Below are 20,110 nucleotides of genomic sequence, written 5' to 3' on the forward strand. Positions count from 1 at the left end.
CCGGGACCATGCGGATGCCCCCGATCCTGCTGACCTGTGGCGAGCCTGCGGGCATCGGGCCGGAACTGGCCCCGCTTGCGCTTGACGCGGGGGTGCCCTTCGCCTGGCTTGGCGACCCGGCCCACCTGCCCCCCGGCACCCGCTGGACCGGCGTGACCGATCCCGCGCAGCCGGTGCCGCCAGGGCATCTGGCCGTGCTGCCCCACTCCTTCCCGTCACCGCGCACCCCCGGCAAGCCCGACCCGGCCAACGCGCCCGCCGTGGTCGAGGTCATCGCCCGCGCCGTCGCCCTGACCCGGCAGGACAAGGCCGCGGCCATCTGCACCCTGCCCATCAACAAGCAGGCACTGGTCAAGGGCGCCGCCTTCCCCTTTCCCGGCCATACCGAATATCTCGCCCATCTCGCGGGCGGGGCAGATGTCGCGATGATGCTGGCCTCGACTACCATTGACCCACCCTGCCGGACCGTGCCCGCGACCATCCATATCGCGCTCGAAGACGTCCCGCACAGGCTGACGCCCGAGCTGCTGGAACGCACCATCCGCATCACCGCCGCCGCCCTTGCCCGCGACTTCGGCCTGTCGCATCCGCGCATCGCCCTGGCCGGGCTGAACCCCCATGCGGGCGAAAACGGCGTCATGGGCGATCAGGAAGGCGACTGGATCGCCCCGCTCGCGGACCGCCTGCGCGAACAGGGATTCGCGCTGACCGGCCCGCTGCCCGCCGACACGATGTTTCACGCGGCGGCGCGCCGAAACTACGATGCGGCGATCTGCGCCTATCACGACCAGGCGCTGATCCCGATCAAGACGCTGGACTTCGCGGGCGGGGTGAACGTGACGCTCGGCCTGCCCTTCATCCGAACCTCGCCGGACCACGGAACGGCCTTCGACATCGCCGGAAAGGGGCTGGCCGATCCCACCAGCACCATCGCCGCCCTGCGGATGGCCCATGACATGGCCCAAAAGAGCATGGCCCAAAAGAACATGACACAGAAACGCCGATGATTCTTCATCATTCAAACACCCTCGGGGGGTCCGGGGGGCAGACAGCCCCCCGGCCGGCGCAACCATGAGCGCGCTCGACAACCTGCCCCCCCTGCGCGAGGTGATCGCGCGCCACGACCTGCGCGCGAAAAAGCAGCTTGGCCAGAACTTCCTGCTGGACCTGAACCTGACCGCCAAGATCGCGCGCGCCGCAGGCGATCTCGGCCAGTGCGACGTGATCGAGGTCGGCCCCGGTCCCGGCGGGCTGACCCGTGGCCTGCTGGCCGAAGGCGCGCGCCACGTCCTCGCCATCGAAAAGGACGCCCGCGCCCTGCCCGCCCTGGCCGAGATCGCCGCCGCCTACCCTGGCCGCCTGACCGTCATCAACGGCGACGCGCTGGAAATCGACCCGCTGGCCCATGTCGCGCCGCCGGTGCGCATCGTCGCCAACCTGCCCTATAACGTCGGAACCGAACTGCTGATCCGCTGGCTCACCCCGCCCGCATGGCCGCCCTTCTGGCAGTCCCTGACGCTCATGTTCCAGAAAGAGGTGGCCGAGCGCATCACCGCCCGCCCCGGCGGCAAGGCCTATGGCAGGCTGGCGGTGCTGGCGCAATGGCGGGCCGACGCGCGCATCGTGATGACGCTCCCGCCCGAGGCTTTCGTGCCCGCGCCCAAGGTCCATTCCTCGGTCGTCCACCTGACCGCCCTGCCGCAACCGCGCTATCCCGCCGATGCGAAGGTGCTTTCCTCGGTCGTCGCGGCGGGCTTCAACCAGCGCCGCAAGATGCTGCGCGCCTCGCTGAAATCGATCCACCCGGAAATCGAGCGCCTGCTTGAGGAATGCGGCATCCCCCCCACCGCCCGCGCGGAAGAGGTCGGGCTGGAACAGTTCTGCACGCTTGCCCGCGCCGTCCAGGCCGCGCGGCAGGGCTGACCCCCCTCCCGAAAGGAATGACCGCGATGCCCCCCTCCGGCCCCCTGGCAAGGTTCTTGCGGCAGCTTGGACCTTCCATGCCCTTCCTGGGCCTGCGCGAGGCCCTGCGCGCCAGCATCGGCGCCTTTGCCGGGCTTGGCCTGCTGGCGGTCGCGGTGATCTTCCTGGCCCGCCACGATTACGGCCTGTTCATGATCGCGCCCTTCGGCGCCAGCGCCGTCCTGCTTTTCGCCGTGCCCAACAGCCCGTTGGCACAGCCCTGGTCGGCGATGGTCGGCAACCTGGTATCGGGGCTGGCAGGCGTCGGGGCAGTATTCTTCGTGGCCGATCCCGCGCTTTGCATGGCGGTGGCGGTCGGCGGCGCGATCTTCGCCATGCACCTGTGCAACGCCCTGCATCCGCCCGGCGGCGCGGTCGCCCTGACCGCCGCCCTGTCGGCCGAACAGATCCGCGAACTCGGCTGGAGCTTCGCGCTGTCCCCGGTCCTTGCCGGAACCGCCTGCCTTGCGGCGGTGGCGGTGATCTGGGCGCGGCTGACCGGGCGGCGCTATCCCTTCCGCCAGCAGGACGAGGTCAACCGCCACGGCACCACCGACAACGTGGACCGGCTGCATGTCACGCGCGCCGAGCTGGCCGGGATCCTGCAACAGTTCCGCCAGACCACCAACATCGGCGTCGAGGATCTGGCCCGGCTGGTCGGCGCGGTCGAGATGCTGGCCGCCCAGCACCAGATGGAAGGGATCGAGGTCGCCGATGTCATGTCCCGCGACCTGGTCACAGTCGCCCCCGATACCCGCCTGTCCAATGTCGCGCGGCTGTTCCGGGACCACGGCTTCACCTCGCTGCCGGTGGTGGGACCGGATGCGCGCTATCTTGGGCTGATCTTCCAGATCCATCTGATCCGGCGCGGGCAGGAACTGGCCGAGCGCACGGATCAGGGCTTCCTGCGCTCGATCGGCTCGCTGCTGAGCCCGCAGTCCGGCACCCCGCCCTCGGCGGCGCAGGTGATGTCGGTCACGGTGCCCTCGGTCGCGGCGACGGCACCCCTGGCCGAGGTGCTGCCGCTGCTGGCACGCAGCGATTGCGACGCGGTGCCGGTGCTTGAAGGCCAGCGCATCATCGGCATCGTGACCCGGACCGACCTGATCGACGCCCTGGCGCACCGGCAGGCGAACCTGCTGGTTCAAGACACGGGATCGACACCCGCATGATTTCTTGACACTTTCACTAGGATACGACTACAAGCCCGTTGAAACGCCAGCGCCCGCCAGCCTCATCCCCTTCTCCAACGGAGCTATCGATGAGACCGAGCGCCCTTTTCACCTCCTCTCTCTTCACCGCCGCCGCATGGCCGCTGATCCTTGCCGCGCAGCAGGCACCCCTGCCCCAGGTGCGGCTGGACGAGGTGGTGCTGACCGCCACGGACGAGGGACCGGCGGGAACCGCGCCGGTCGCCACGATTTCGGCGGACGAGATCGCGCGGCGCCAAGCGGGGTCGGTCGCCGACATCCTGCGCGATGTGCCCGGCATCAGCGCCGCCCATCGCGGCAATGTGCTGAGCGCGGCGCCCAATATCCGGGGTTTCGGCGGAACGGCGCATATGGCCAGCGACCCCTCGGTCCAGGTGGCCATCGACGGGACGAACACCGACGGCGGGCGGGTCTATCAGAACGTGACCGGACAGGCGGCGGACCCGGCGCTGCTGCGCTCGGCCTCGGTGCTGAAGGGGCCGCTGGCCTCGCTGGAATATGGTTCGGGGATCAATGGCGGCACGGTGCGGCTGGACACGATCAACGGCGCCGACCTGACCGGCGGCCAGCCCGGCTACCGCTTTCGCCAGTTGCTGGGCGCCAACTCCAACGGCGACGGCTGGGTGACGTCCTCGACGCTGGCATGGCAGGCGGATGATCGCTTCGACTTCCTGCTGAACTATTCCCGCCGCCGCCTGGCCGAGCAAGAGGACGGCGACGGCGACACCATCGCCAACGAGGGATTCAACCTGCCCTCGCTGCTGGTCAAGGCGCGCTATCGCATCGACGAGGCGAACACCGTCACCCTGTCCTACACCGATTCGAAAAGCGCCGAACGCGACGTGCCCTATGCGCAGGCCACCGGCTCGCCCATCTTCGGCAACGTCAACCGCGACCGCGAGGGGTCCGTGGCCTCGGTCGCGTGGAATTACGATCCCGCAGGCAACGACCTGATCGACCTGGAACTGAAATACACCCGCTCCGAGCAGGTCGTCGATATCGAGGCGCTGGTCCCCGGCACCCCCGCCGCCATGTTCGAGGGGCGCTATAACCTGGACACCGACCGCATCACGCTGAAGAACACGGCCCGCTTTGCCCATGCGGGCGTCGCCCACAACCTGCGCGCGGGGCTGGACTGGCAGCGGCAGGAACGCGATGCGGCGAATTATACGCCCTCGGGCCGGTTCACGCGCTTCGGCGTCTTCGTCCTGGATGAAATGGAACTGGCGGGCGACCTGAACCTGTCCGCCGGCCTGCGGGTCGAGCGGCAGAAGATCGAGGGTGCCGAACAGGGCGGCGCCGCCTTCGGCCCATTCACCACCACCGCCCGCACGGCGGGCCTGGGGATCGAGAAGGGGCTGGGCGCGGGCTTCAGCGCCTTCGGTTCGTTCACCTATGGCGAGGGGCTGGCGACGCTGGACGTCGCGCCCTCGCTTTCGCCCACGCGCGGCACCTATTACGGCGATACGGTCCAGAAAAGCCGGGTGTGGGAGGCCGGGCTGAAATACGCGGGCAACGACCTGGTGGCGGCGGGCGACCGGCTGACCGCCTCGGCCTCGGCCTACCAGACGGTGATCTGGGACGCGCTTTATGGCGTCTCGACCTCGGCATCGGCGGAATATACCGGCTTCACCATGCGCGGGGTCGAGCTTGAGGCCCGCTATGACATGGCGCAGGGCTTCTACGCGCGCGGCGCGCTGACGATCAACAACCACAGCGAGGACTATTATACCGCAGCCGAGGGGCTGATCCGGCAGGATTATATCTATACCGCCGCCGACCAGTTGACCCTGACCGTCGGGCAACGCTGGCGCGAATTCGACCTGGCCTGGCACATGCATGCCGCCAAGGGGGTCGAACTGGCGCGTCCGGGCACCACCTCGGAAGGGCCGGGTTGGGCGGTCCACGACCTGACCCTGCGCTACGAACCGGAAACCGGCCCGCTGGCCGGGCTGGCCGTGGACCTGGGCGTGGAAAACGTCTTTGACCGCCAATACAAGAACAACCTGTCCTATCTGGCCGAGCCGGGGCGCAACTTCAAGCTGTCGCTGGCCCGGACCTTCTGAGCAGGCCCGAATCGGCAAGGCAGGCGGCCGGGCGCGGACCCGGCCGTTCGCGTTGCGGCACCACCGATCACCCATTCGTGACCGCGCCCGGACCGCGAAACGCGCCCCTGCCCCGGCGGCGCGGTTTTGCCGATATGGGGTCAGGGCATCGCATGGCGTGGACGATGGCGCGCGGAACGATTAGAAGAACCCGACCCTGGGCGCGTGCGTTGCGGTGCCCCGGAACAAGCCAGAACAAGAAAAGAGCGGCAGAGCATATGCACAACGGCAGCAGGACGGCCCAATCGGTCGCCTCGGTCAGACCCCTACAGATCCGCGGTCGTTTCCTGACTGCGGTCGCATTGCACCTGGAAGGGCACCCCGACCACGCATTCATGGATGCGCTGGACATGCGCCTGCGCCAGACCCCGCGCTTCTTCCAGGATGCGCCGGTCGTGATCGACCTTGAAAAGGCGCAGGGCATCGACAGCACCGCCGACCTGATGGCCCTGATCGAGTCCTTGCGCGCCCGCAGGCTGGCCGTCATCGGCATCCAGTCGGGCGACGACGTGCAGGCGCAGGCGGCGGGCGAGATCGGGCTGGTGGCGCTGGCCGCGGGCCGCGACGCGCCGCTGGAGCGCGTCTCGCGTCCCGGCAAGCGCCCCGCCGCTGCCGCGGCCACCCCGCCCGCCGTCGTCGAACAGCCCCCCGCACCCGCAAGGCTGATCACCCAGCCCGTCCGTTCCGGCCAGACGGTCTTTGCCGACCGTGGCGACCTGATCGTCGTCGGTCCCGTCAGTTCGGGGGCCGAGGTGATCGCGGCGGGCAATATCCACATCTACGGCCGGTTGCGGGGCCGCGCGCTGGCAGGGGTGAACGGCGATACCTCGGCCCGGATCTTCTGCAATGCGCTGGACGCCGAACTGCTGGCCATCGCCGGGCTTTACCGCACCAGCGAGCAGATGGGCACCGACACGCCACGCCAGCATGTGCAGGCATGGCTGGACGGCGACCGGCTGCAAATCGAATCCCTCAAGTAACCCCTTCCAATACCAATGACCGAAAGGAAGCGTTCGTGAGCAAGGTTATCGTGGTCACCTCCGGCAAGGGCGGCGTCGGCAAGACGACCTCGTCCGCCGCCATCAGCGCAGGGCTTGCCATGCGCGGGCACAAGACGGTCGTGATCGACTTCGACGTGGGGCTGCGCAACCTGGACATGATCATGGGCTGCGAACGCCGCGTCGTCTTCGATTTCATCAATGTCATCCAGGGCGACGCCAAGCTGAAGCAGGCGCTGATCAAGGACCGGCGGCTGGAAAACCTGTCGATCCTGCCCACCTCGCAGACCCGCGACAAGGACGCGCTGACGAAAGAGGGCGTGAAGGCCGTTCTGGACGAATTGCGCGAGGATTTCGACTATATCATCTGCGACAGCCCGGCAGGGATCGAGCGCGGCGCGCATCTGGCGATGTATTACGCCGACGAGGCCATCGTCGTGACCAACCCCGAAGTGTCCTCGGTCCGCGACAGCGACCGGGTGCTGGGGCTGCTCAACTCCAAGAGCGCGCTTGCGGAAAAGGGCGACGGCAGCGCGGTCAAGGCCCAGCTTCTGCTGACCCGCTTCGACCCCGCCCGCTCGGCCAGGGGCGAGATGATGAGCGTCGAGGACGTTCTGGAAATCCTGGCCATCCCGCTGCTTGGGATCATCCCCGAAAGCAGTTCGGTGCTGAAGGCCTCGAACGAGGGGATGCCGGTCGCGCTGGACGAGAAATCGGCGGCGGGCCGCGCCTATCAGGACGCCGTCGGGCGCCTGCTGGGTGAAACCACCGAAGTCCGCGCCGTGCAGGGCGAGGAACGCCGCGGCTTCTTCCAGCGCCTTCTGGGACGGGGGGGCTGACCATGTTCGGATTCCTTCGTTCACGCAAGCCAAGCTCGGCGCAGACCGCCAAGGAACGCTTGCAGATCCTGCTGGCGCATGAACGCGGCAGCGGCGGCGGTTCGGATCCGGATTTCCTGGCATCGCTGCAACGCGACATCCTCGAGGTCGTCCGCCGCCATATCGAGATCGACCGCGACGCGGTCGAGATCAAGCTGGAACGCAGCGACGACCTGTCCAGCCTGGAAATCAACATCGACATGCCCGGCGCCAAGGCCCGCACCCCCGGCTGACGGGGGTTCGGGCGGCGGCGCGCGGAACAACCCGACCGGCCGCGGGTTGTCCCCCTGTTCAAGCAAGGGGAAGCGCGATGGCCGAGGACATGGAATTCACGATCGGCATCGAAGAGGAATATCTTCTGGTCGATGCCGAAACGGGTGATCTGCGCCCTGCCCCCGATGCGCTGATGGCCGCCTGCAAGGCCGAACTTGCCGATCAGGTCAGCCCCGAGTTCCTGCGCTGCCAGATCGAGATCGGCACCCCCGTCTGCGCCGATATTTCCGACGCGCGCGCGCAGCTTTCGCGCCTGCGCGGCAGCATCGCGCGACAGGCGGCGGAATTCGGGCTGGCCCCGGTTTCGGTCGCCTGCCACCCTGTCGCCGACTGGCGCGACCAGCCCCATACGGACAAGGACCGCTACAACCGGATCTGGCACGAGATGGGCGGGGTCGCGCAGCGGATGCTGATCTGCGGAATGCATGTCCATGTCGGCATCCCCGACCGCGACATGCGCATCGACCTGATGAACCAGTTTTCCTGGTTCCTGCCGCAATTGCTGGCGCTTTCGACCTCCAGCCCGTTCTGGCAGGGCGACGACACGCGGCTGGCATCCTATCGCACGACGGTCTTTGGCGGCTATCCCCGCACCGGGCTGCCGCCACGCATGGGAAGCTGGGCGGAATACGACCGCTCGGTCGCGGCGCTGACCGGGACGGGGGTGATCGAGGACGCCAGCAAGATCTGGTGGGACCTGCGCCCCTCGTGCAACTTTCCCACGCTGGAAACGCGGATCTGCGACGCCTGCCCGCGCCTGTCGGAAACGATCACGCTGGCAGCGCTGATCCAGGCGACGATGCGGATGCTGTGGCGAATGTCGCGCCACAATCTGCGCTGGCGCGAATATGACAACTTCCTGCTGGGCGAAAACCGCTGGCGGGCACTGCGCTATGGCATGACCGAGGGGCTGATCGACTTCGGCACCGGGCGGGTGGTCCCCTTCGAGCAACTGGCCGAGGACTGGCTGGCCGCCATCGCCGAGGATGCCGACGCGCTGGACAGCCAGCCCGCCGTCGCGGGGCTGCGCGACATGGTCGCCAAGGGCAGCGCCGCCGAACGCCAGCGCCGCCTTTACGCGCAGGCCATCGCCGCAGGGGCCGGGCAGGACGAGGCATTCCGCGCCGTCGTCATGTCGCTGATTGAGGACTTTCGCCGCGATATCTGACAACGGCGCAAACAATCGTTTGATACTCATGCGCTTTCTTGTAAACATGCGGGGCTGACGAAAGAGTTCTTCTGTCAATACGGGACCGCAACGGGACATCATGCGCGCATTGACCGGCAGCCATATCCGCCGCAAGCGGATCGAGATGGGCCTGACCCAGGCGGCGCTGGCGCGTCAGGCGGGTATCTCGGCCAGCTATCTCAACCTGATCGAAAAGAACAAGCGCGATATCGCGGGCAGCTTGCTGCTGCGCATCGCCGCGCAGTTGCGGCTTGACGTCGACGAACTGACCGGCACGCGGGCCGAAAGGCAGTTGCACCGCCTGCGCGAGATCCTGGGCGACCCGCTGTTGCAGGGGCTGGCGCTGGATCAGACCGACCTGCGCGAACTGATCGCCGGCTTCCCCGAGATCGTGCAGGTCGTCATCGCGCTGCATCGCGGCTACAGCGATGCCGGGGCCGAGATCGAGGCCTATGCCAACCGCTTCCATTCCGACCCGATGCTGGCCGAAATGCTGCACGAGGTGCTGAACCGCATCGCCGGCATCCGCTCCAGCGCCGAGATCGTCTCGGGTGTCGAGGGGCTGGCCGAGGCGGATCGCGACCGCTTCATCGCCGCCATCACGCATGAGGCGCGCGAGGTCACCGGGTCGATCAACGGGCTGGTGCGCTATTTCGACAGCAGTTCGCTGCAACGCCGCTCGATCTCGCCCATGCGCGAGGTCGAGGATGCCTTCATCACCGCGGGCAACCACTTCCCCGAACTGGAAGAAGCCGCCCAGACCCTGCGCGGGGCGGTGGCGGGCGAATTCGGCGAACCGGCACTGTCGGCGCATCTGCACGGCGAATATGGCGTCACCTGCCGCGTCTGGCCGGAAGGCGGCGGAAGCGACGGACCGGGACCGGCTGAACAGGTCTGGATGGACGGCAGGGCGGGAACGCTCTGGCTGCGCGGATCGGCGCGCTACGCCACGCGCCAGTTCCGCCTCTGCCGCCAGATCGCGGAACTGGGCGCGACCGAGGTTCTGGCCCGCACCTGCGAGGGCCTGGCGCTGCGCTCGGACGAGGCGCGGGGAATCGCGTTGACCGCGCTTGCCTCATATGTCGCGGGGGCGATGATCATGCCCTACCGCGCGTTTCGCGACAATGCCGAGGCGCATCGCTACGACATCGACCTGCTCAGCCACCACTACCGCGCAAGTTTCGAGCAGGTCGCCCATCGGCTGATCACCCTGCGCCGCCGCAATGACGAGGGCCTGCCCTTCGGCTTCCTGCGCGCCGACCCGTCTGGCAGGCTGACCAAGCGATTCCCCCTGCCGGGCCTGACCCTGCCCGGCGGCGGGCATGGCTGCCTGCTGTGGCCGATCTACGGCGCGGCGGGAGCGCCGGGCATCCTGCGGCAGGTGGCCGAATTTCCCAACGGATCGCGTTTCCTGCTGATCGCGAAATCGGTGTCGAAGCGGGTCGCAAGCTGGCAGGAGCGACCGCTGGCCTTCTCGATCATGCTGGCCTGCGACATCCACCACGCCGACCGCACCGTCTACGCCCACGGGCTGGACCTGGCGGACAGCCGCATCAGCGTGCCCGTCGGGCCGTCCTGCCTGCTTTGCCCGCGCGAAAACTGCGGCCACCGTCAGGAAGAGACCTCGCTGGCCCGAGGTTGATCGCGCATCTGGTCCCCCTCGGCCAGCAACGGCAGGGAAATGCGGAAGGTCGCCCCCGGCAGCGGCCCATCGACCAACGCGATCCGCCCGCCCAGCTTGCCGACGATCGTATGGCTGATGTTCAGCCCCAGCCCCAGCCCCGGCGCACCACCCGCGACGGCGGTTTGCGGCCCGCCGACCCGCATGAACTTGTCGAATATGGCGCTGCGGTATTCCGGCGCGATCCCTTCGCCATTGTCGGAAACCTCGACGACATATTCGCGCCCGTCCGGCCCCCCGTCTGGCCCCCCGTCCGGCCCATCGCGCAGGCCCGACCAGACCAGGACCTGCGGATCGGGATTGCGGTTATGGGCGATGGCATTGGCGATGATGTTGATGAACACCTGGCACAGCCGGTCAGGATCGCCCAGGATCATCGCCTCGGGCGCCTCGCTGCGCCGGACAAGGCGTATCGAATGCTGGCGCGCCCACGCCTCGCAGACGTCGAAGGCGCGCAGCAGCACGGCCTCGGCCTCGACCGGCGCATTGGTCCAGTTGCGTTCGCCATGTTCCAGCGCGCTGAGATCCAGGATCTCGTCCAGAAGCCGCGTCAGCCGCGCGCTTTCGCGATGGATCAGGCTGACGAAACGCTGGCGCTGCCCGGCATCCAGCCCCGGCTCTTTCATCAGGATCTCGGAAATCGAGCGGATCGAGGTCATCGGCGTGCGCACCTCGTGGCTGACATGGCTGAGAAAATCGTCCTTTTGCCGGTGCAGCGCCTGCAATTTCGCATTCGCCTCGCGCAGCTTCAGGGCGGTCAGGCGCAATTCGTGCGATTTGCGCTCCAGCTCGTTCGAGTGGGAAATGACCTGCCGGGTTTCGTCGGCGATGCGCACGACTTCCTCAAGCGACAGCGCGTCGCCGCCGACCACCTTCGACAGCAGGATATGGGCCGAGGCCGCGCCGATGGCGCTGGCAAGCTGGCGTTCCAGCCGGTGGATGAACTCGGCGGGCACCATCCGCTGGCGCGCCTCGGGGCCGCGCGGGATGCCGCTGGCCCGAAACAGATCGCGCGCACGCGGGTGGCCCAGGACACGCTCGGCCAGGAAGAACAGGTCCTCGGCGCTGGCGGAACGGCGTGGGGCGGGATCCGCGCCGGTAGGATCGGTGGCAAAGACATCGACGAAAACCCGCGCCTGCACCTGCTCCAGCCCGCTTTGGCGGGTGGCCAGCGAAACCACGATCAGCACCGCCGTGTTCAGGCTGAGGCTCCAGAACGTCGCGTGGACCAGCGGGTCGTGGCCCACCATGCCGAAAAGCGCCTCGGGGCGCAGAAGGGCGATGCCCCAGGGACCGTGGGCCACGAGCCGGGCGATATCGGCGCTGCCGCTGGCGAAACTGGGCAGGAACAGCGTCCAGGCCCAGACGGCGAAACCCAGCGCCATGCCCCAGACCGCGCCCCTGACCGTGGCGCGGCGCCAGTAAAGCGCGGCCAGAAGCGCCGGCATGAACTGCGCCACCCCGGCGAAAGAGATCAGGCCGATGGGCGCCAGCGCCCCCGAATCGCCGGTCATCTGGAAATAGAGAAACCCCAGCAGCAGGATCGCGGCGATGGACAGCCTGCGGCTATACAGCATCAGCCGCGCGATACCCCGGCTGTCGCGGCCCGGCAGGTCGTCGGACATGCGCAGCGCCAGCGGCAGGACGATGTGGTTCGAGACCATGATCGACAGCGCGATCGAGGCGATGATGATCATCGAGGTGGCCGAGGAAAACCCCCCGATGAAGGCAAACAGCGCCAGCCCGTCCTGCCCGGCGGCCATCGGCAGGGTCAGCACGAACATGTCCGGGTTCGATCCGGCGGGCATGGTCGCCAGCCCGTAAAGCGCGATCGGCCCGATGAACAGGCTGAGCAGGATCAGGTAGGCCGGAAAGGCCCAGCTTGCCGTGCGCAGGTGATCCTCGTCCGCGTTCTCGACCACGGTGATCTGGAACTGGCGCGGCAGGCAGATGATCGCGATGGCCGACAGCAGCAGCACGGTGACCCAGCGGCTGCCGAAACCCGCGCCTTCATGGACATCCACCGCGGCCTGGATGGCGCGGGCGTGGATCTCGACCGGGCCGCCGCCCAGCCCGAAGGTGACGAACAGCCCCACGGCGACCAGCGCCAGCAGCTTGACCACCGCCTCGAAGGCGATGGCGGCGACCACGCCCAGGTGTTGCTCGCGCGCATCGACGTTGCGGGTGCCGAACAGGATCGTGAACAGCGCCATCCCCGCCGCGACGGCCAGCGCCAGGCTGGTTTCATCCAGCCCGGCGGGCGGGCCGCCGCTTCCCCGCGCCGTGGACACCGCCTGGATCGAGCCGGTGATCGCCTTCAGTTGCAGCGCGATATAGGGGGTGATGGCAAAGACCGCCATCAACGTGACCAGCACCGCCAGCCCGCTGGACTTGCCGAAGCGCGAGGACAGCAGGTCCGCGATCGAGGTGATGCGCTGGCTGTGCCCGATCCGCAACAGCTTGCGCAGAAGGAACCACCAGCCCGCAAAGACCAGCGTCGGTCCCATGTAGATCGCCAGATACTCCAGCCCCGAAAGCGCCGCCGTGCCGACGGCGCCGTAAAACGTCCAGCTCGTGCAGTAGACCGAGATCGACAGCGTATAGACCAGGGGCGAGCGCAGGAACCCGCCCCGCCCCCGCCGGTCCAGCCCGTCCGACAGATAGGCCAGCAGGAACAGCAGGCCGACATAGGCGACCGCGGTCAGGATGACGAAATCGGGCGACAGCATCAGCCGCCGTCCTTCCCCGCCCTTCGCCGACGGGTCGGCTCATCCGAGGGGCGCAGGTGGCGCGACAGCCAGAACGCCCCTGCGGCAAGGCCCAGCCAGACCGCGAAAAGATAGATCACCTCGAGCGGGACGCCCCAGATCGCCAGGCGGCGGTTGAACAGGTTGACGAACACCGGCAGCAGCAGCACCGCACCGAACAGCGGCACGGCAAAGGCGGCGTCGCGGTGGCGATTCGGCGCGGGCATGGGGTCAGCCCTGCCGGGCGCGGCCGGCGCGCAGGGTCATGAGCTGGCGGACCCCCGCCACCAGCGCATCATTGGCAAAGGGCTTGGTGATGAAGGCGTCGGCCTTCAGGTCCTGCGCCAGTTGCCGGTCGTGGTTCTGCCCCCGCGCGGTCAGGATCAGCACCGGGGTATCCGCATGGTCGGGATCGGCACGCAGCGCGCGCAGCACGTCGAAGCCGCTGCGCCCCGGCAGCATGACGTCCAGCAGGACGACGCCGGGCCGCTTGCGGCGGATGGCACCCATCACTTCATCGCCGTGGCCGACGGAATCCACCGTCCAACCTTCATGCGACAACAGGAAGCTGAGGGTTTCGAGGATGATCGGCTCATCCTCGACGATCAGTATATCGAGCATTCCGGCTGGCCTCCCCCCAAGGCTCATAGCATCATGCTAGGCACAGTTCCCCCGCCGCGCAACCCGTTGCCGGGAAACGCGCGGGGACCGGATTCGCGCGGTCGATGCGGCCCGGACGAAAGGCGGGGTTCAGCCCTCGCTGGCAGGCTCTTTCGAGACGGGGGGCTCGGGATCAGCGGGCTTCTTGCGCGTGCGCGGGGTGGTGCTGCGCGTGGTCCGGCGGCGCGGGGCGGCGCGGGGTGCCTCCTGCGGCGGCTCGGGGGCGGCTGCGGTGTCGGCGGTCGCTTCGGGCGTCTCGACCGGACCGGCCTCGTCATCCGTGGCGATGACCGGTGGCAGGCCGATGTCCGATGCCTGCACGGCGGGCGGGCCGGATTCGGGTTCGGGCGCAGGCGCCTCGACCACCGGCTGGGGATCGGGCGTGGCACCGGCCTCGTCCTGCCGGGGGGCCTGCGACCGGGGTTGCTGGTCGCCGCGATGGCGGGCCGAGCCGTTCTCGCCCTGCCGCCCGCCGCCATTGCGCGGATCGCCGCCGTCCTCGCGCGTGTCGTCGTCGCGCTGGCTGGCTTGCTGCTGTTGCTGCCTTTCGGCCTGCTCGCGCTGCGCCTCGCCCAGAAGGCGGGTGTAATGCTCGGCATGTTGCAGGAAGCTCTGCTCGGCCACGCGGTCGTTGGACAGTTGCGCGTCGCGGGCAAGCGTCAGGTATTTCTCAATGATTTGCTGCGGCGTTCCGCGAACCTTGCCCTCGGGTCCCGACGAATCGAAGACGCGGTTGACAATGTTTCCCAACGAGCGTTGGCGGTTCGACTTGTTGCGCGAACGTGATTTGGATGATCTCATCAGCTTGTTTGTCAGGTTAACCGGAATAGCGCCGGATATGGTTGGGGGTCTGCGGCCAACCGACCCATCTGGGTGAGGCGCGCCCGAAATCTTTGCCTAGCTTAGCTGATACGGTTGACCCGTGCGTGGGCACCCTGCCCCCGTCACAGTTTCGAATAAACATGCCAGCGCCCGCCTTACAAGGGCAAATTTCAGAAATACCGCCCCTTGCGACGGTTTTTAGCAGTTCAACCGGGCCATTGGGCCACGATCACGCGATCGCGGCCATCCAGATCGCGGCGAATCCCGGTTTCAGGGAAACCCGCCAGCCGAAAGATCGCCGCGACCTCGGCGGCCTGGGTCGGGCCGATTTCCACGATCAGGCGCGCGCCGGGGGCAAGGTGGGAAGCCGCACCGGCTGCGATCAGGCGATAGGCGCCAAGCCCGTCGCCTTCGTCGGTCAGGGCGTTGCGCGGCTCCCAGTGGCGGACCTCGGGGGACAGCGCGTCCATCTCGGCCAGCGCGATATAGGGCGGGTTCGACACGATCAGGTCATAGCACCCCGTCACCCCCGCGAACCAGTCGGCCCGGACGAAATCGGCCACGACCCCCAGCCGGGCGGCATTACGGGCGGCGACATCCAGCGCGGCCTGCGAAATGTCGGTCCCTGTGCCGCCTGCCTGCGGACGTTCCGCCAGCAGCGAGACCAGGATCGCCCCGGTTCCGGTTCCCAGGTCCAGCACCCGCCGGAAGGGCCGTTCCAGCGCGGCCTCGATCAGGGTCTCGGTTTCGGGGCGGGGGTCCAGCGTGTCGCGCGTCACCTCGAATTCATGTTTCCAGAAGGCACGCCGCCCGATGATCTGGCTGACCGGCTGGCGGCTGGCGCGGGCCTGGACGGCGCGCTGAAAACGATCCTGCGCCGCCTGCCCCAGCGGCGCCGCTAGCGCGTCGCGCAGCCGGTGGCGCGGCACGTCCAGCGCATGGGCCAGCAAGACCTGCGCATCGCGTTCGGGATCGGACACCCCCGCCACTGCCAGCCGGGCGGCCGCCACGCGCAGCGCCTCGGCCGCCAGCGGTGTCATTCGGCCTCGGCCAGCCGCGCGGCCTGGTCATGGGCGACCAGCGCATCGAGGATATCGTCCAGGTCGCCCTGCATGATCCGGTCCAGCGCGTAAAGCGTCAGGTTGATGCGGTGGTCGGTCATCCGGCCCTGCGGAAAGTTGTAGGTGCGAATGCGCTCGCTGCGGTCGCCGCTGCCCACCTGCGACTTGCGGTCGGCGGCGCGTTCGGCGTCGGCGCGCGAGCGTTCCATGTCGAACAGCCGCGCGCGCAGCACCGCCAGCGCGTTGGCGCGGTTCTGGTGCTGCGATTTTTCGCTGCTGGTCACGACGATACCGGTGGGCAGGTGGGTGATGCGCACCGCCGAATCGGTGGTGTTGACGTGCTGGCCGCCCGCCCCGCTGGCGCGCATCGTGTCGATGCGGATGTCGCTGGCGGGGATGTCGATATCGACCTCGGCGGCTTCGGGCAGGACGGCGACGGTGGCGGCGCTGGTATGGATGCGCCCGCCCGATTCGGTTTCCGGCACGCGCTGGACGCGGTGAACGCCCGATTCGAATTTCAGCCGGGCAAAGACGCCCTCGCCCTCGATCCGCGCGACCGCTTCCTTGACGCCCCCCAGTTCGGATTCGCTGAGGTCGAGCAGTTGGAAGCCCCAGCCCCGGCCCTCGGCGTAACGCTGATACATGCGCAAGAGGTCGCCCGCGAAAAGCGCGGCCTCGTCGCCGCCGGTGCCGGGGCGGATCTCGACGATGGCGGGGCGGGCGTCGGCGGCGTCGCGCGGCAGCAGGGCGACGCGCAGCTCCTGCTCCAGGCCGGGCAGCAATCCGCGCAGGCGGGACAGTTCGTCCTCGGCCAGTTCGCGCATCTCGGGGTCGGCCAGCATGGCCTGCGCCTCGGTCAGTTCGGCGCGGGCGGCGCGCCAGGTGGTGATCTGGGCGACGACGGGTTTCAGTTCGGCATATTCGCGGCTGATCGCGGCGATCTGGTCCGGCGATGCCCCTGCGTTCAACTGCGCTTCGAGATACTCGAAACGCTGGATGATCTGGGCAAGCTTGTCTTCGGGCAGCATGAGGCGGCATTTACCCGCAGCACCGCGCACAGGCAAGTGACAAGCGCGCCACGGGGTGATGTCGGGGGGCAACATCGCGGCGGGATGTGACCCAGATCAATGTCGCCTGCGATTGTGAATGCTAGGAGTGACTCGCGCGCGAGCAAGTAAGCCAATGGAGAGCCAATGAAACTCGTCCCCCTTTTGTCGGCAACAGCCGTCGCCCTTTCCGCACTTCCCGCCCTGGCGGCGGAAGATGCGGAACTGCGGGAAGAGGCACAATTCTATTTTGAAGCCATCCCCACCGAAATCAGCGTGATCAAGCAGACCGAGGATCAGCCCGAGGGCGTGCCCCTGACGTCCGAGAAGATCGAGCTTGGCCGCTGGCTGTTCTTCGATCCCCGCATGTCCAGTTCGGGCCTGATCTCGTGCCAGACCTGCCACAACGTCGGCCTTGGCGGCGTTGATGGGCTGGCGGTGTCGATCGGTCACGGCTGGCAGTCCGGGCCGCGCAACTCGCCCACCATGCTGAACGCGATCTTCAACGCCGCCCAGTTCTGGGATGGCCGCGCCGCCGACCTGGCCGAACAGGCCAAGGGTCCGGTCCAGGCCAGCGTCGAGATGAGCAACACGCCGGATGCGGTGGTGGAAACGCTGAACTCGATGCCCGAATATGTCGAGGCCTTCCAGACCGCCTTTCCGGGCGACAACGATCCGGTGAACTTCGACAATTTCGCCGAGGCGATCGAGCAGTTCGAGGCGACGCTGATCACGCCCAACAGCAAGTTCGACCTGTTCCTGAACGGCGACGACGATGCCATGAGCGAACAGGAAAAGCGCGGGCTGCAAGCCTTCATGGAAACCGGCTGCACCGCCTGCCACTACGGCGTGAACTTCGGTGGCCAGGACTATCACCCCTTCGGCGTGATCGCCCGTCCGGGCGCCGAGGTCCTGCCCGCAGGCGACCGCGGGCGCTTTGAGGTGACGCAGACCGTGGACGACGAATATGTCTTCCGTGCCTCGCCGCTGCGCAATATCGCGCTGACCGCGCCCTATTTCCACTCGGGCGTCGTCTGGGACCTGAAAGAGGCCGTGCAGATCATGTCCTCGTCCCAGCTTGGCACCGAACTGTCGGATGAGCAGGTCGACGACATCGTGGCCTTCCTGCACACGCTGACGGGCGACCAGCCCGAGGTCGTCCACCCGATCCTGCCGATGCGCCGCGACGAAACGCCGCTGCCCGCACCGATGTAAGGACACAAAACAGGGGCAGAGGGCATTCGTGCCCCTGCCCGTCACCCACGACCGTCGGGCCGGGCAGGTCACGCCTTGGGGGACCGCAAGTGGCAGGCACCGGCCTGCACGGCAAAAAGGGCCTCGCAAGGCCCTTTTCGATTCGCTTGGACGGCAGCGGCTTATTCGGCCTGCTGGCTGGCCTCGACCGAGATTTCGATCTCGACCTCATCCGCGATCGCGGGGGCAAAGGCGCCCAGGTTGAAATCCGAACGGTTCAGCTTGGTTTCGGCCGAGAAACCGACGGTCGGGACATTGCCCATCGGATGGTTGCCGGCCTTGTTCAGTTCGACATCCAGCACGACCTCCTTGGTGACGCCGTTCAGGGTCAGATCGCCCGTCACGCGGGCCTCATCGCCGTCATCGTCCAGTTCGACGCTGGTCGAGGTGAATGTGATCTGCTGATCGCCCTCGGGCGAGTTGAAGAAATCCTCGCCGCGCAGGTGCCCGTCCATCTCCTCGGCCACGGACAGCAGGTTCGACAGCGGGAAGCTGGCCTCGACCGACGAATTCTGGGGGTTTTCGACATCCAGGTTGATCGCGCCGGTCACGCCCCGCACCAGACCGTAGCTGGTCGAAAAGCCCAGGTGGTCGTAATGGAACGAAATGACGCTGTGATCGGGATCGAAGGTATATTCACCCGACGGCACGCTGTCTTGCGCGACGGCGGGGACAAGGGCGGAAAGGCTGAAGGCGCCTGCGGCGGCAATGGCAAAGAAAGACGATTTCATGGTATTACCCTGAACTGGTTGCTTTGAATGAACGACTAAGCCGACCCTGCACGATAACCAAGGCTTTCGCTCTTGAATTTGCCGTGATGGCGGCGCGATCATCGCTCGCGCGAATCCTGTTGCAAAATCGGGCGGTGCCGCTATAAGACCGCATCCTTCCGCAATCGCGAAACCGGCGCAGCCTCTCGTGGCGGGGCGCGGAAGGGCATGACCCGCCTGTGAAGCCCGCCTGAATCGAAAAGGGAACGCCATGCCGCTTTACGAGCATGTGCTGATCGCCCGCCAGGACCTGTCGAATGCGCAGGCCGAAGGGCTGATCGAACATTTTTCCACCGTGCTGGCCGATAACGGCGGCAAGGTCGTGGATCACGAATATTGGGGCGTCCGCACGCTCGCCTACAAGATCAACAAGAACCGCAAGGGCCATTACGCCTTCCTGCGCTCGGACGCGCCGTCCGACGCCGTGCAGGAAATGGAACGCCTGGCCCGCCTGCACGACGACGTCATGCGCGTCCTGACCATCAAGGTCGATGAGCACAAGGAAGGCCCGTCGGTCCAGATGCAGAAGCGCGAGGACCGCGACCGGGGCGAGCGCCGCGAACGTCGCGACCGCGAAGACCGTAACTGAGCAAGGGGATCTGAAAGACATGGCGAACAAGCCCTTTTTCCGCCGCCGCAAGGTCTGCCCCTTCTCGGGCGATAATGCTCCGGCGATCGACTACAAGGACACGCGTCTGCTGCAACGCTACATTTCCGAGCGCGGCAAGATCGTTCCTTCGCGAATCACTGCCGTTTCGGCGAAGAAGCAGCGTGAGCTGGCCCGTGCGATCAAGCGCGCGCGGTTCCTGGCCCTGCTGCCCTACGCCGTGAAGTAAGGAGAGACGATCATGCAAGTCATCCTGCTGGAACGCGTGGCCAAACTGGGCCAGCTTGGCGAGGTCGTCCGGGTCAAGGACGGTTACGCGCGCAACTTCCTGCTGCCGCAAGGCAAGGCCCTGCGCGCTTCGGAAGCCAATATCCAGGCATTCGAGGCCCAGAAGGCCGATCTGGCCGCCCGCAACGAGGAAACCCGTGACGAGGCGCAGAAACAGGCCGAAAAACTGAACGGCCAGACCTTCATCATCATCCGTTCGGCGTCCGACGCCGGCGCGCTTTACGGTTCGGTCACGACCCGCGATGCCGCCGATGCCGCGAATGCCGCCGGTTTCGAGGTCGAGCGCCGTCAGGTCGTCCTGAACGCGCCGATCAAGGAACTGGGCCTGCACGAGGTCTCTGTCCAGCTTCACCCCGAAGTGGACACGACCATCGTGCTGAACGTCGCCCGCTCGCAGGAAGAGGCCGAGTTGCAGGCTTCCGGCAAGTCCATTCGTGAACTGGCCGCCGAAGCCGAGGCCGAAGCCGAATTCGAGATCGCCGAGCTGTTCGACGACATCGGCGCCGCAGGCCGCGACGACGACGAAGGCGACATCGCCCCGCGCGGCGACGCCTGATC

20 protein-coding genes are annotated in these 20,110 nt (G+C 67.4%); 13 read left to right on the forward strand and 7 right to left on the reverse strand.

What is annotated here, in order from left to right:
- Positions 1–8 precede the first annotated feature (8 nt).
- The 9 genes from pdxA (at position 9) to Q0O97_RS04970 (ending at position 10,258) form a co-directional block, all read left to right on the forward strand.
- Positions 9–1,007, forward strand: coding sequence for a 4-hydroxythreonine-4-phosphate dehydrogenase PdxA (gene pdxA, locus Q0O97_RS04930; protein ID WP_294925753.1), 999 nt, complete (start codon positions 9–11; stop codon positions 1,005–1,007).
- Between the two features lie 64 nt (positions 1,008–1,071).
- Positions 1,072–1,923 (forward strand): 16S rRNA (adenine(1518)-N(6)/adenine(1519)-N(6))-dimethyltransferase RsmA, encoded by an 852-nt coding sequence (gene rsmA / locus Q0O97_RS04935; protein ID WP_294925756.1) that lies wholly within the window; start codon positions 1,072–1,074, stop codon positions 1,921–1,923.
- Between the two features lie 26 nt (positions 1,924–1,949).
- A complete protein-coding gene (locus Q0O97_RS04940) occupies positions 1,950–3,134 on the forward strand; it encodes an HPP family protein (protein WP_294925759.1) in 1,185 nt (394 codons plus the stop codon).
- An 89-nt stretch (positions 3,135–3,223) separates the two neighbouring features.
- Positions 3,224–5,239: a TonB-dependent receptor gene (locus Q0O97_RS04945; protein WP_294925762.1), complete on the forward strand. Its 2,016-nt coding sequence runs from the start codon at positions 3,224–3,226 to the stop codon at positions 5,237–5,239.
- A 257-nt stretch (positions 5,240–5,496) separates the two neighbouring features.
- Positions 5,497–6,258, forward strand: coding sequence for a septum site-determining protein MinC (gene minC / locus Q0O97_RS04950; RefSeq protein WP_294925765.1), 762 nt, complete (start codon positions 5,497–5,499; stop codon positions 6,256–6,258).
- A 35-nt stretch (positions 6,259–6,293) separates the two neighbouring features.
- Positions 6,294–7,115 carry a septum site-determining protein MinD gene (gene minD, locus Q0O97_RS04955; protein WP_294925768.1) on the forward strand — a complete coding sequence of 274 codons (822 nt, stop codon included), beginning with the start codon at positions 6,294–6,296 and terminating at the stop codon, positions 7,113–7,115.
- A gap of 2 nt (positions 7,116–7,117) precedes the next feature.
- Positions 7,118–7,387, forward strand: coding sequence for a cell division topological specificity factor MinE (gene minE, locus Q0O97_RS04960; RefSeq protein WP_294925814.1), 270 nt, complete (start codon positions 7,118–7,120; stop codon positions 7,385–7,387).
- Between the two features lie 77 nt (positions 7,388–7,464).
- Positions 7,465–8,595, forward strand: a complete 1,131-nt coding sequence (locus tag Q0O97_RS04965; RefSeq protein WP_294925817.1) for a carboxylate-amine ligase — start codon at positions 7,465–7,467, stop codon at positions 8,593–8,595.
- 100 nt (positions 8,596–8,695) lie between these two features.
- Positions 8,696–10,258 carry a short-chain fatty acyl-CoA regulator family protein gene (locus Q0O97_RS04970; protein WP_294925819.1) on the forward strand — a complete coding sequence of 521 codons (1,563 nt, stop codon included), beginning with the start codon at positions 8,696–8,698 and terminating at the stop codon, positions 10,256–10,258.
- Here Q0O97_RS04970 and Q0O97_RS04975 read toward each other — a convergent pair.
- The 6 genes from Q0O97_RS04975 to prfA form a co-directional block, all read right to left on the reverse strand.
- The gene (locus tag Q0O97_RS04975) at positions 10,228–13,026 is read right to left on the reverse strand and encodes an ATP-binding protein (protein WP_294925821.1); all 2,799 of its coding nucleotides are present in this window, start codon (positions 13,024–13,026) and stop codon (positions 10,228–10,230) included. The genes Q0O97_RS04970 and Q0O97_RS04975 overlap by 31 nt on opposite strands.
- The gene (locus Q0O97_RS04980) at positions 13,026–13,271 is read right to left on the reverse strand and encodes a hypothetical protein (protein WP_294925823.1); all 246 of its coding nucleotides are present in this window, start codon (positions 13,269–13,271) and stop codon (positions 13,026–13,028) included. Before Q0O97_RS04980 ends, Q0O97_RS04975 begins: the two co-directional genes overlap by 1 nt.
- Before the next feature lie 4 nt (positions 13,272–13,275).
- Positions 13,276–13,665: a response regulator gene (locus Q0O97_RS04985; RefSeq protein ID WP_294925825.1), complete on the reverse strand. Its 390-nt coding sequence runs from the start codon at positions 13,663–13,665 to the stop codon at positions 13,276–13,278.
- A 129-nt stretch (positions 13,666–13,794) separates the two neighbouring features.
- Complete coding sequence (locus tag Q0O97_RS04990; protein ID WP_294925827.1) at positions 13,795–14,505, reverse strand: DUF4167 domain-containing protein; 711 nt, start codon at positions 14,503–14,505, stop codon at positions 13,795–13,797.
- 227 nt (positions 14,506–14,732) lie between these two features.
- Positions 14,733–15,566, reverse strand: a complete 834-nt coding sequence (gene prmC / locus Q0O97_RS04995; protein ID WP_294925829.1) for a peptide chain release factor N(5)-glutamine methyltransferase — start codon at positions 15,564–15,566, stop codon at positions 14,733–14,735.
- Complete coding sequence (gene prfA / locus Q0O97_RS05000) at positions 15,563–16,615, reverse strand: peptide chain release factor 1 (protein WP_294925831.1); 1,053 nt, start codon at positions 16,613–16,615, stop codon at positions 15,563–15,565. The genes prmC and prfA overlap by 4 nt, the downstream gene beginning before the upstream one ends.
- Positions 16,616–16,780: 165 nt before the next feature.
- Here prfA and Q0O97_RS05005 point away from each other — a divergent pair, with 165 nt between their 5' ends.
- Positions 16,781–17,848, forward strand: coding sequence for a cytochrome-c peroxidase (locus Q0O97_RS05005; RefSeq protein ID WP_294925833.1), 1,068 nt, complete (start codon positions 16,781–16,783; stop codon positions 17,846–17,848).
- A gap of 161 nt (positions 17,849–18,009) precedes the next feature.
- Here Q0O97_RS05005 and Q0O97_RS05010 read toward each other — a convergent pair whose 3' ends face one another.
- Positions 18,010–18,618, reverse strand: coding sequence for a YceI family protein (locus Q0O97_RS05010; RefSeq protein WP_294925836.1), 609 nt, complete (start codon positions 18,616–18,618; stop codon positions 18,010–18,012).
- 250 nt (positions 18,619–18,868) lie between these two features.
- Between Q0O97_RS05010 and rpsF the strand changes: the two genes are divergently transcribed.
- From rpsF to rplI, 3 genes are read left to right on the forward strand one after another with little or no spacing between them, the layout of a single operon-like run.
- Positions 18,869–19,246, forward strand: coding sequence for a 30S ribosomal protein S6 (gene rpsF / locus Q0O97_RS05015; RefSeq protein ID WP_294925838.1), 378 nt, complete (start codon positions 18,869–18,871; stop codon positions 19,244–19,246).
- 19 nt (positions 19,247–19,265) lie between these two features.
- Positions 19,266–19,493 carry a 30S ribosomal protein S18 gene (gene rpsR, locus Q0O97_RS05020; protein ID WP_011747229.1) on the forward strand — a complete coding sequence of 76 codons (228 nt, stop codon included), beginning with the start codon at positions 19,266–19,268 and terminating at the stop codon, positions 19,491–19,493.
- Positions 19,494–19,505: 12 nt separating this feature from the next.
- Positions 19,506–20,108 (forward strand): 50S ribosomal protein L9, encoded by a 603-nt coding sequence (gene rplI, locus Q0O97_RS05025; protein WP_294925845.1) that lies wholly within the window; start codon positions 19,506–19,508, stop codon positions 20,106–20,108.
- The last annotated feature ends 2 nt before the right edge of the window (positions 20,109–20,110 follow it).

This window comes from uncultured Paracoccus sp. (assembly GCF_945915435.1).
GTDB lineage: Bacteria > Pseudomonadota > Alphaproteobacteria > Rhodobacterales > Rhodobacteraceae > Paracoccus.

Coding starts and splice junctions, on each gene's coding strand:
- pdxA (WP_294925753.1), top strand. CDS start 9: ATGCGGATGCCCCCGATCCTGCTGACCTGTGGCGAGCCTGCGGGCATC.
- rsmA (WP_294925756.1), top strand. CDS start 1,072: ATGAGCGCGCTCGACAACCTGCCCCCCCTGCGCGAGGTGATCGCGCGC.
- Q0O97_RS04940 (WP_294925759.1), top strand. CDS start 1,950: ATGCCCCCCTCCGGCCCCCTGGCAAGGTTCTTGCGGCAGCTTGGACCT.
- Q0O97_RS04945 (WP_294925762.1), top strand. CDS start 3,224: ATGAGACCGAGCGCCCTTTTCACCTCCTCTCTCTTCACCGCCGCCGCA.
- minC (WP_294925765.1), top strand. CDS start 5,497: ATGCACAACGGCAGCAGGACGGCCCAATCGGTCGCCTCGGTCAGACCC.
- minE (WP_294925814.1), top strand. CDS start 7,118: ATGTTCGGATTCCTTCGTTCACGCAAGCCAAGCTCGGCGCAGACCGCC.
- Q0O97_RS04965 (WP_294925817.1), top strand. CDS start 7,465: ATGGCCGAGGACATGGAATTCACGATCGGCATCGAAGAGGAATATCTT.
- Q0O97_RS04970 (WP_294925819.1), top strand. CDS start 8,696: ATGCGCGCATTGACCGGCAGCCATATCCGCCGCAAGCGGATCGAGATG.
- Q0O97_RS04975 (WP_294925821.1), bottom strand. CDS start 13,026: ATGCTGTCGCCCGATTTCGTCATCCTGACCGCGGTCGCCTATGTCGGC.
- Q0O97_RS04980 (WP_294925823.1), bottom strand. CDS start 13,271: ATGCCCGCGCCGAATCGCCACCGCGACGCCGCCTTTGCCGTGCCGCTG.
- Q0O97_RS04985 (WP_294925825.1), bottom strand. CDS start 13,665: ATGCTCGATATACTGATCGTCGAGGATGAGCCGATCATCCTCGAAACC.
- Q0O97_RS04990 (WP_294925827.1), bottom strand. CDS start 14,505: ATGAGATCATCCAAATCACGTTCGCGCAACAAGTCGAACCGCCAACGC.
- prmC (WP_294925829.1), bottom strand. CDS start 15,566: ATGACACCGCTGGCGGCCGAGGCGCTGCGCGTGGCGGCCGCCCGGCTG.
- prfA (WP_294925831.1), bottom strand. CDS start 16,615: ATGCTGCCCGAAGACAAGCTTGCCCAGATCATCCAGCGTTTCGAGTAT.
- Q0O97_RS05005 (WP_294925833.1), top strand. CDS start 16,781: ATGAAACTCGTCCCCCTTTTGTCGGCAACAGCCGTCGCCCTTTCCGCA.
- Q0O97_RS05010 (WP_294925836.1), bottom strand. CDS start 18,618: ATGAAATCGTCTTTCTTTGCCATTGCCGCCGCAGGCGCCTTCAGCCTT.
- rpsF (WP_294925838.1), top strand. CDS start 18,869: ATGCCGCTTTACGAGCATGTGCTGATCGCCCGCCAGGACCTGTCGAAT.
- rpsR (WP_011747229.1), top strand. CDS start 19,266: ATGGCGAACAAGCCCTTTTTCCGCCGCCGCAAGGTCTGCCCCTTCTCG.
- rplI (WP_294925845.1), top strand. CDS start 19,506: ATGCAAGTCATCCTGCTGGAACGCGTGGCCAAACTGGGCCAGCTTGGC.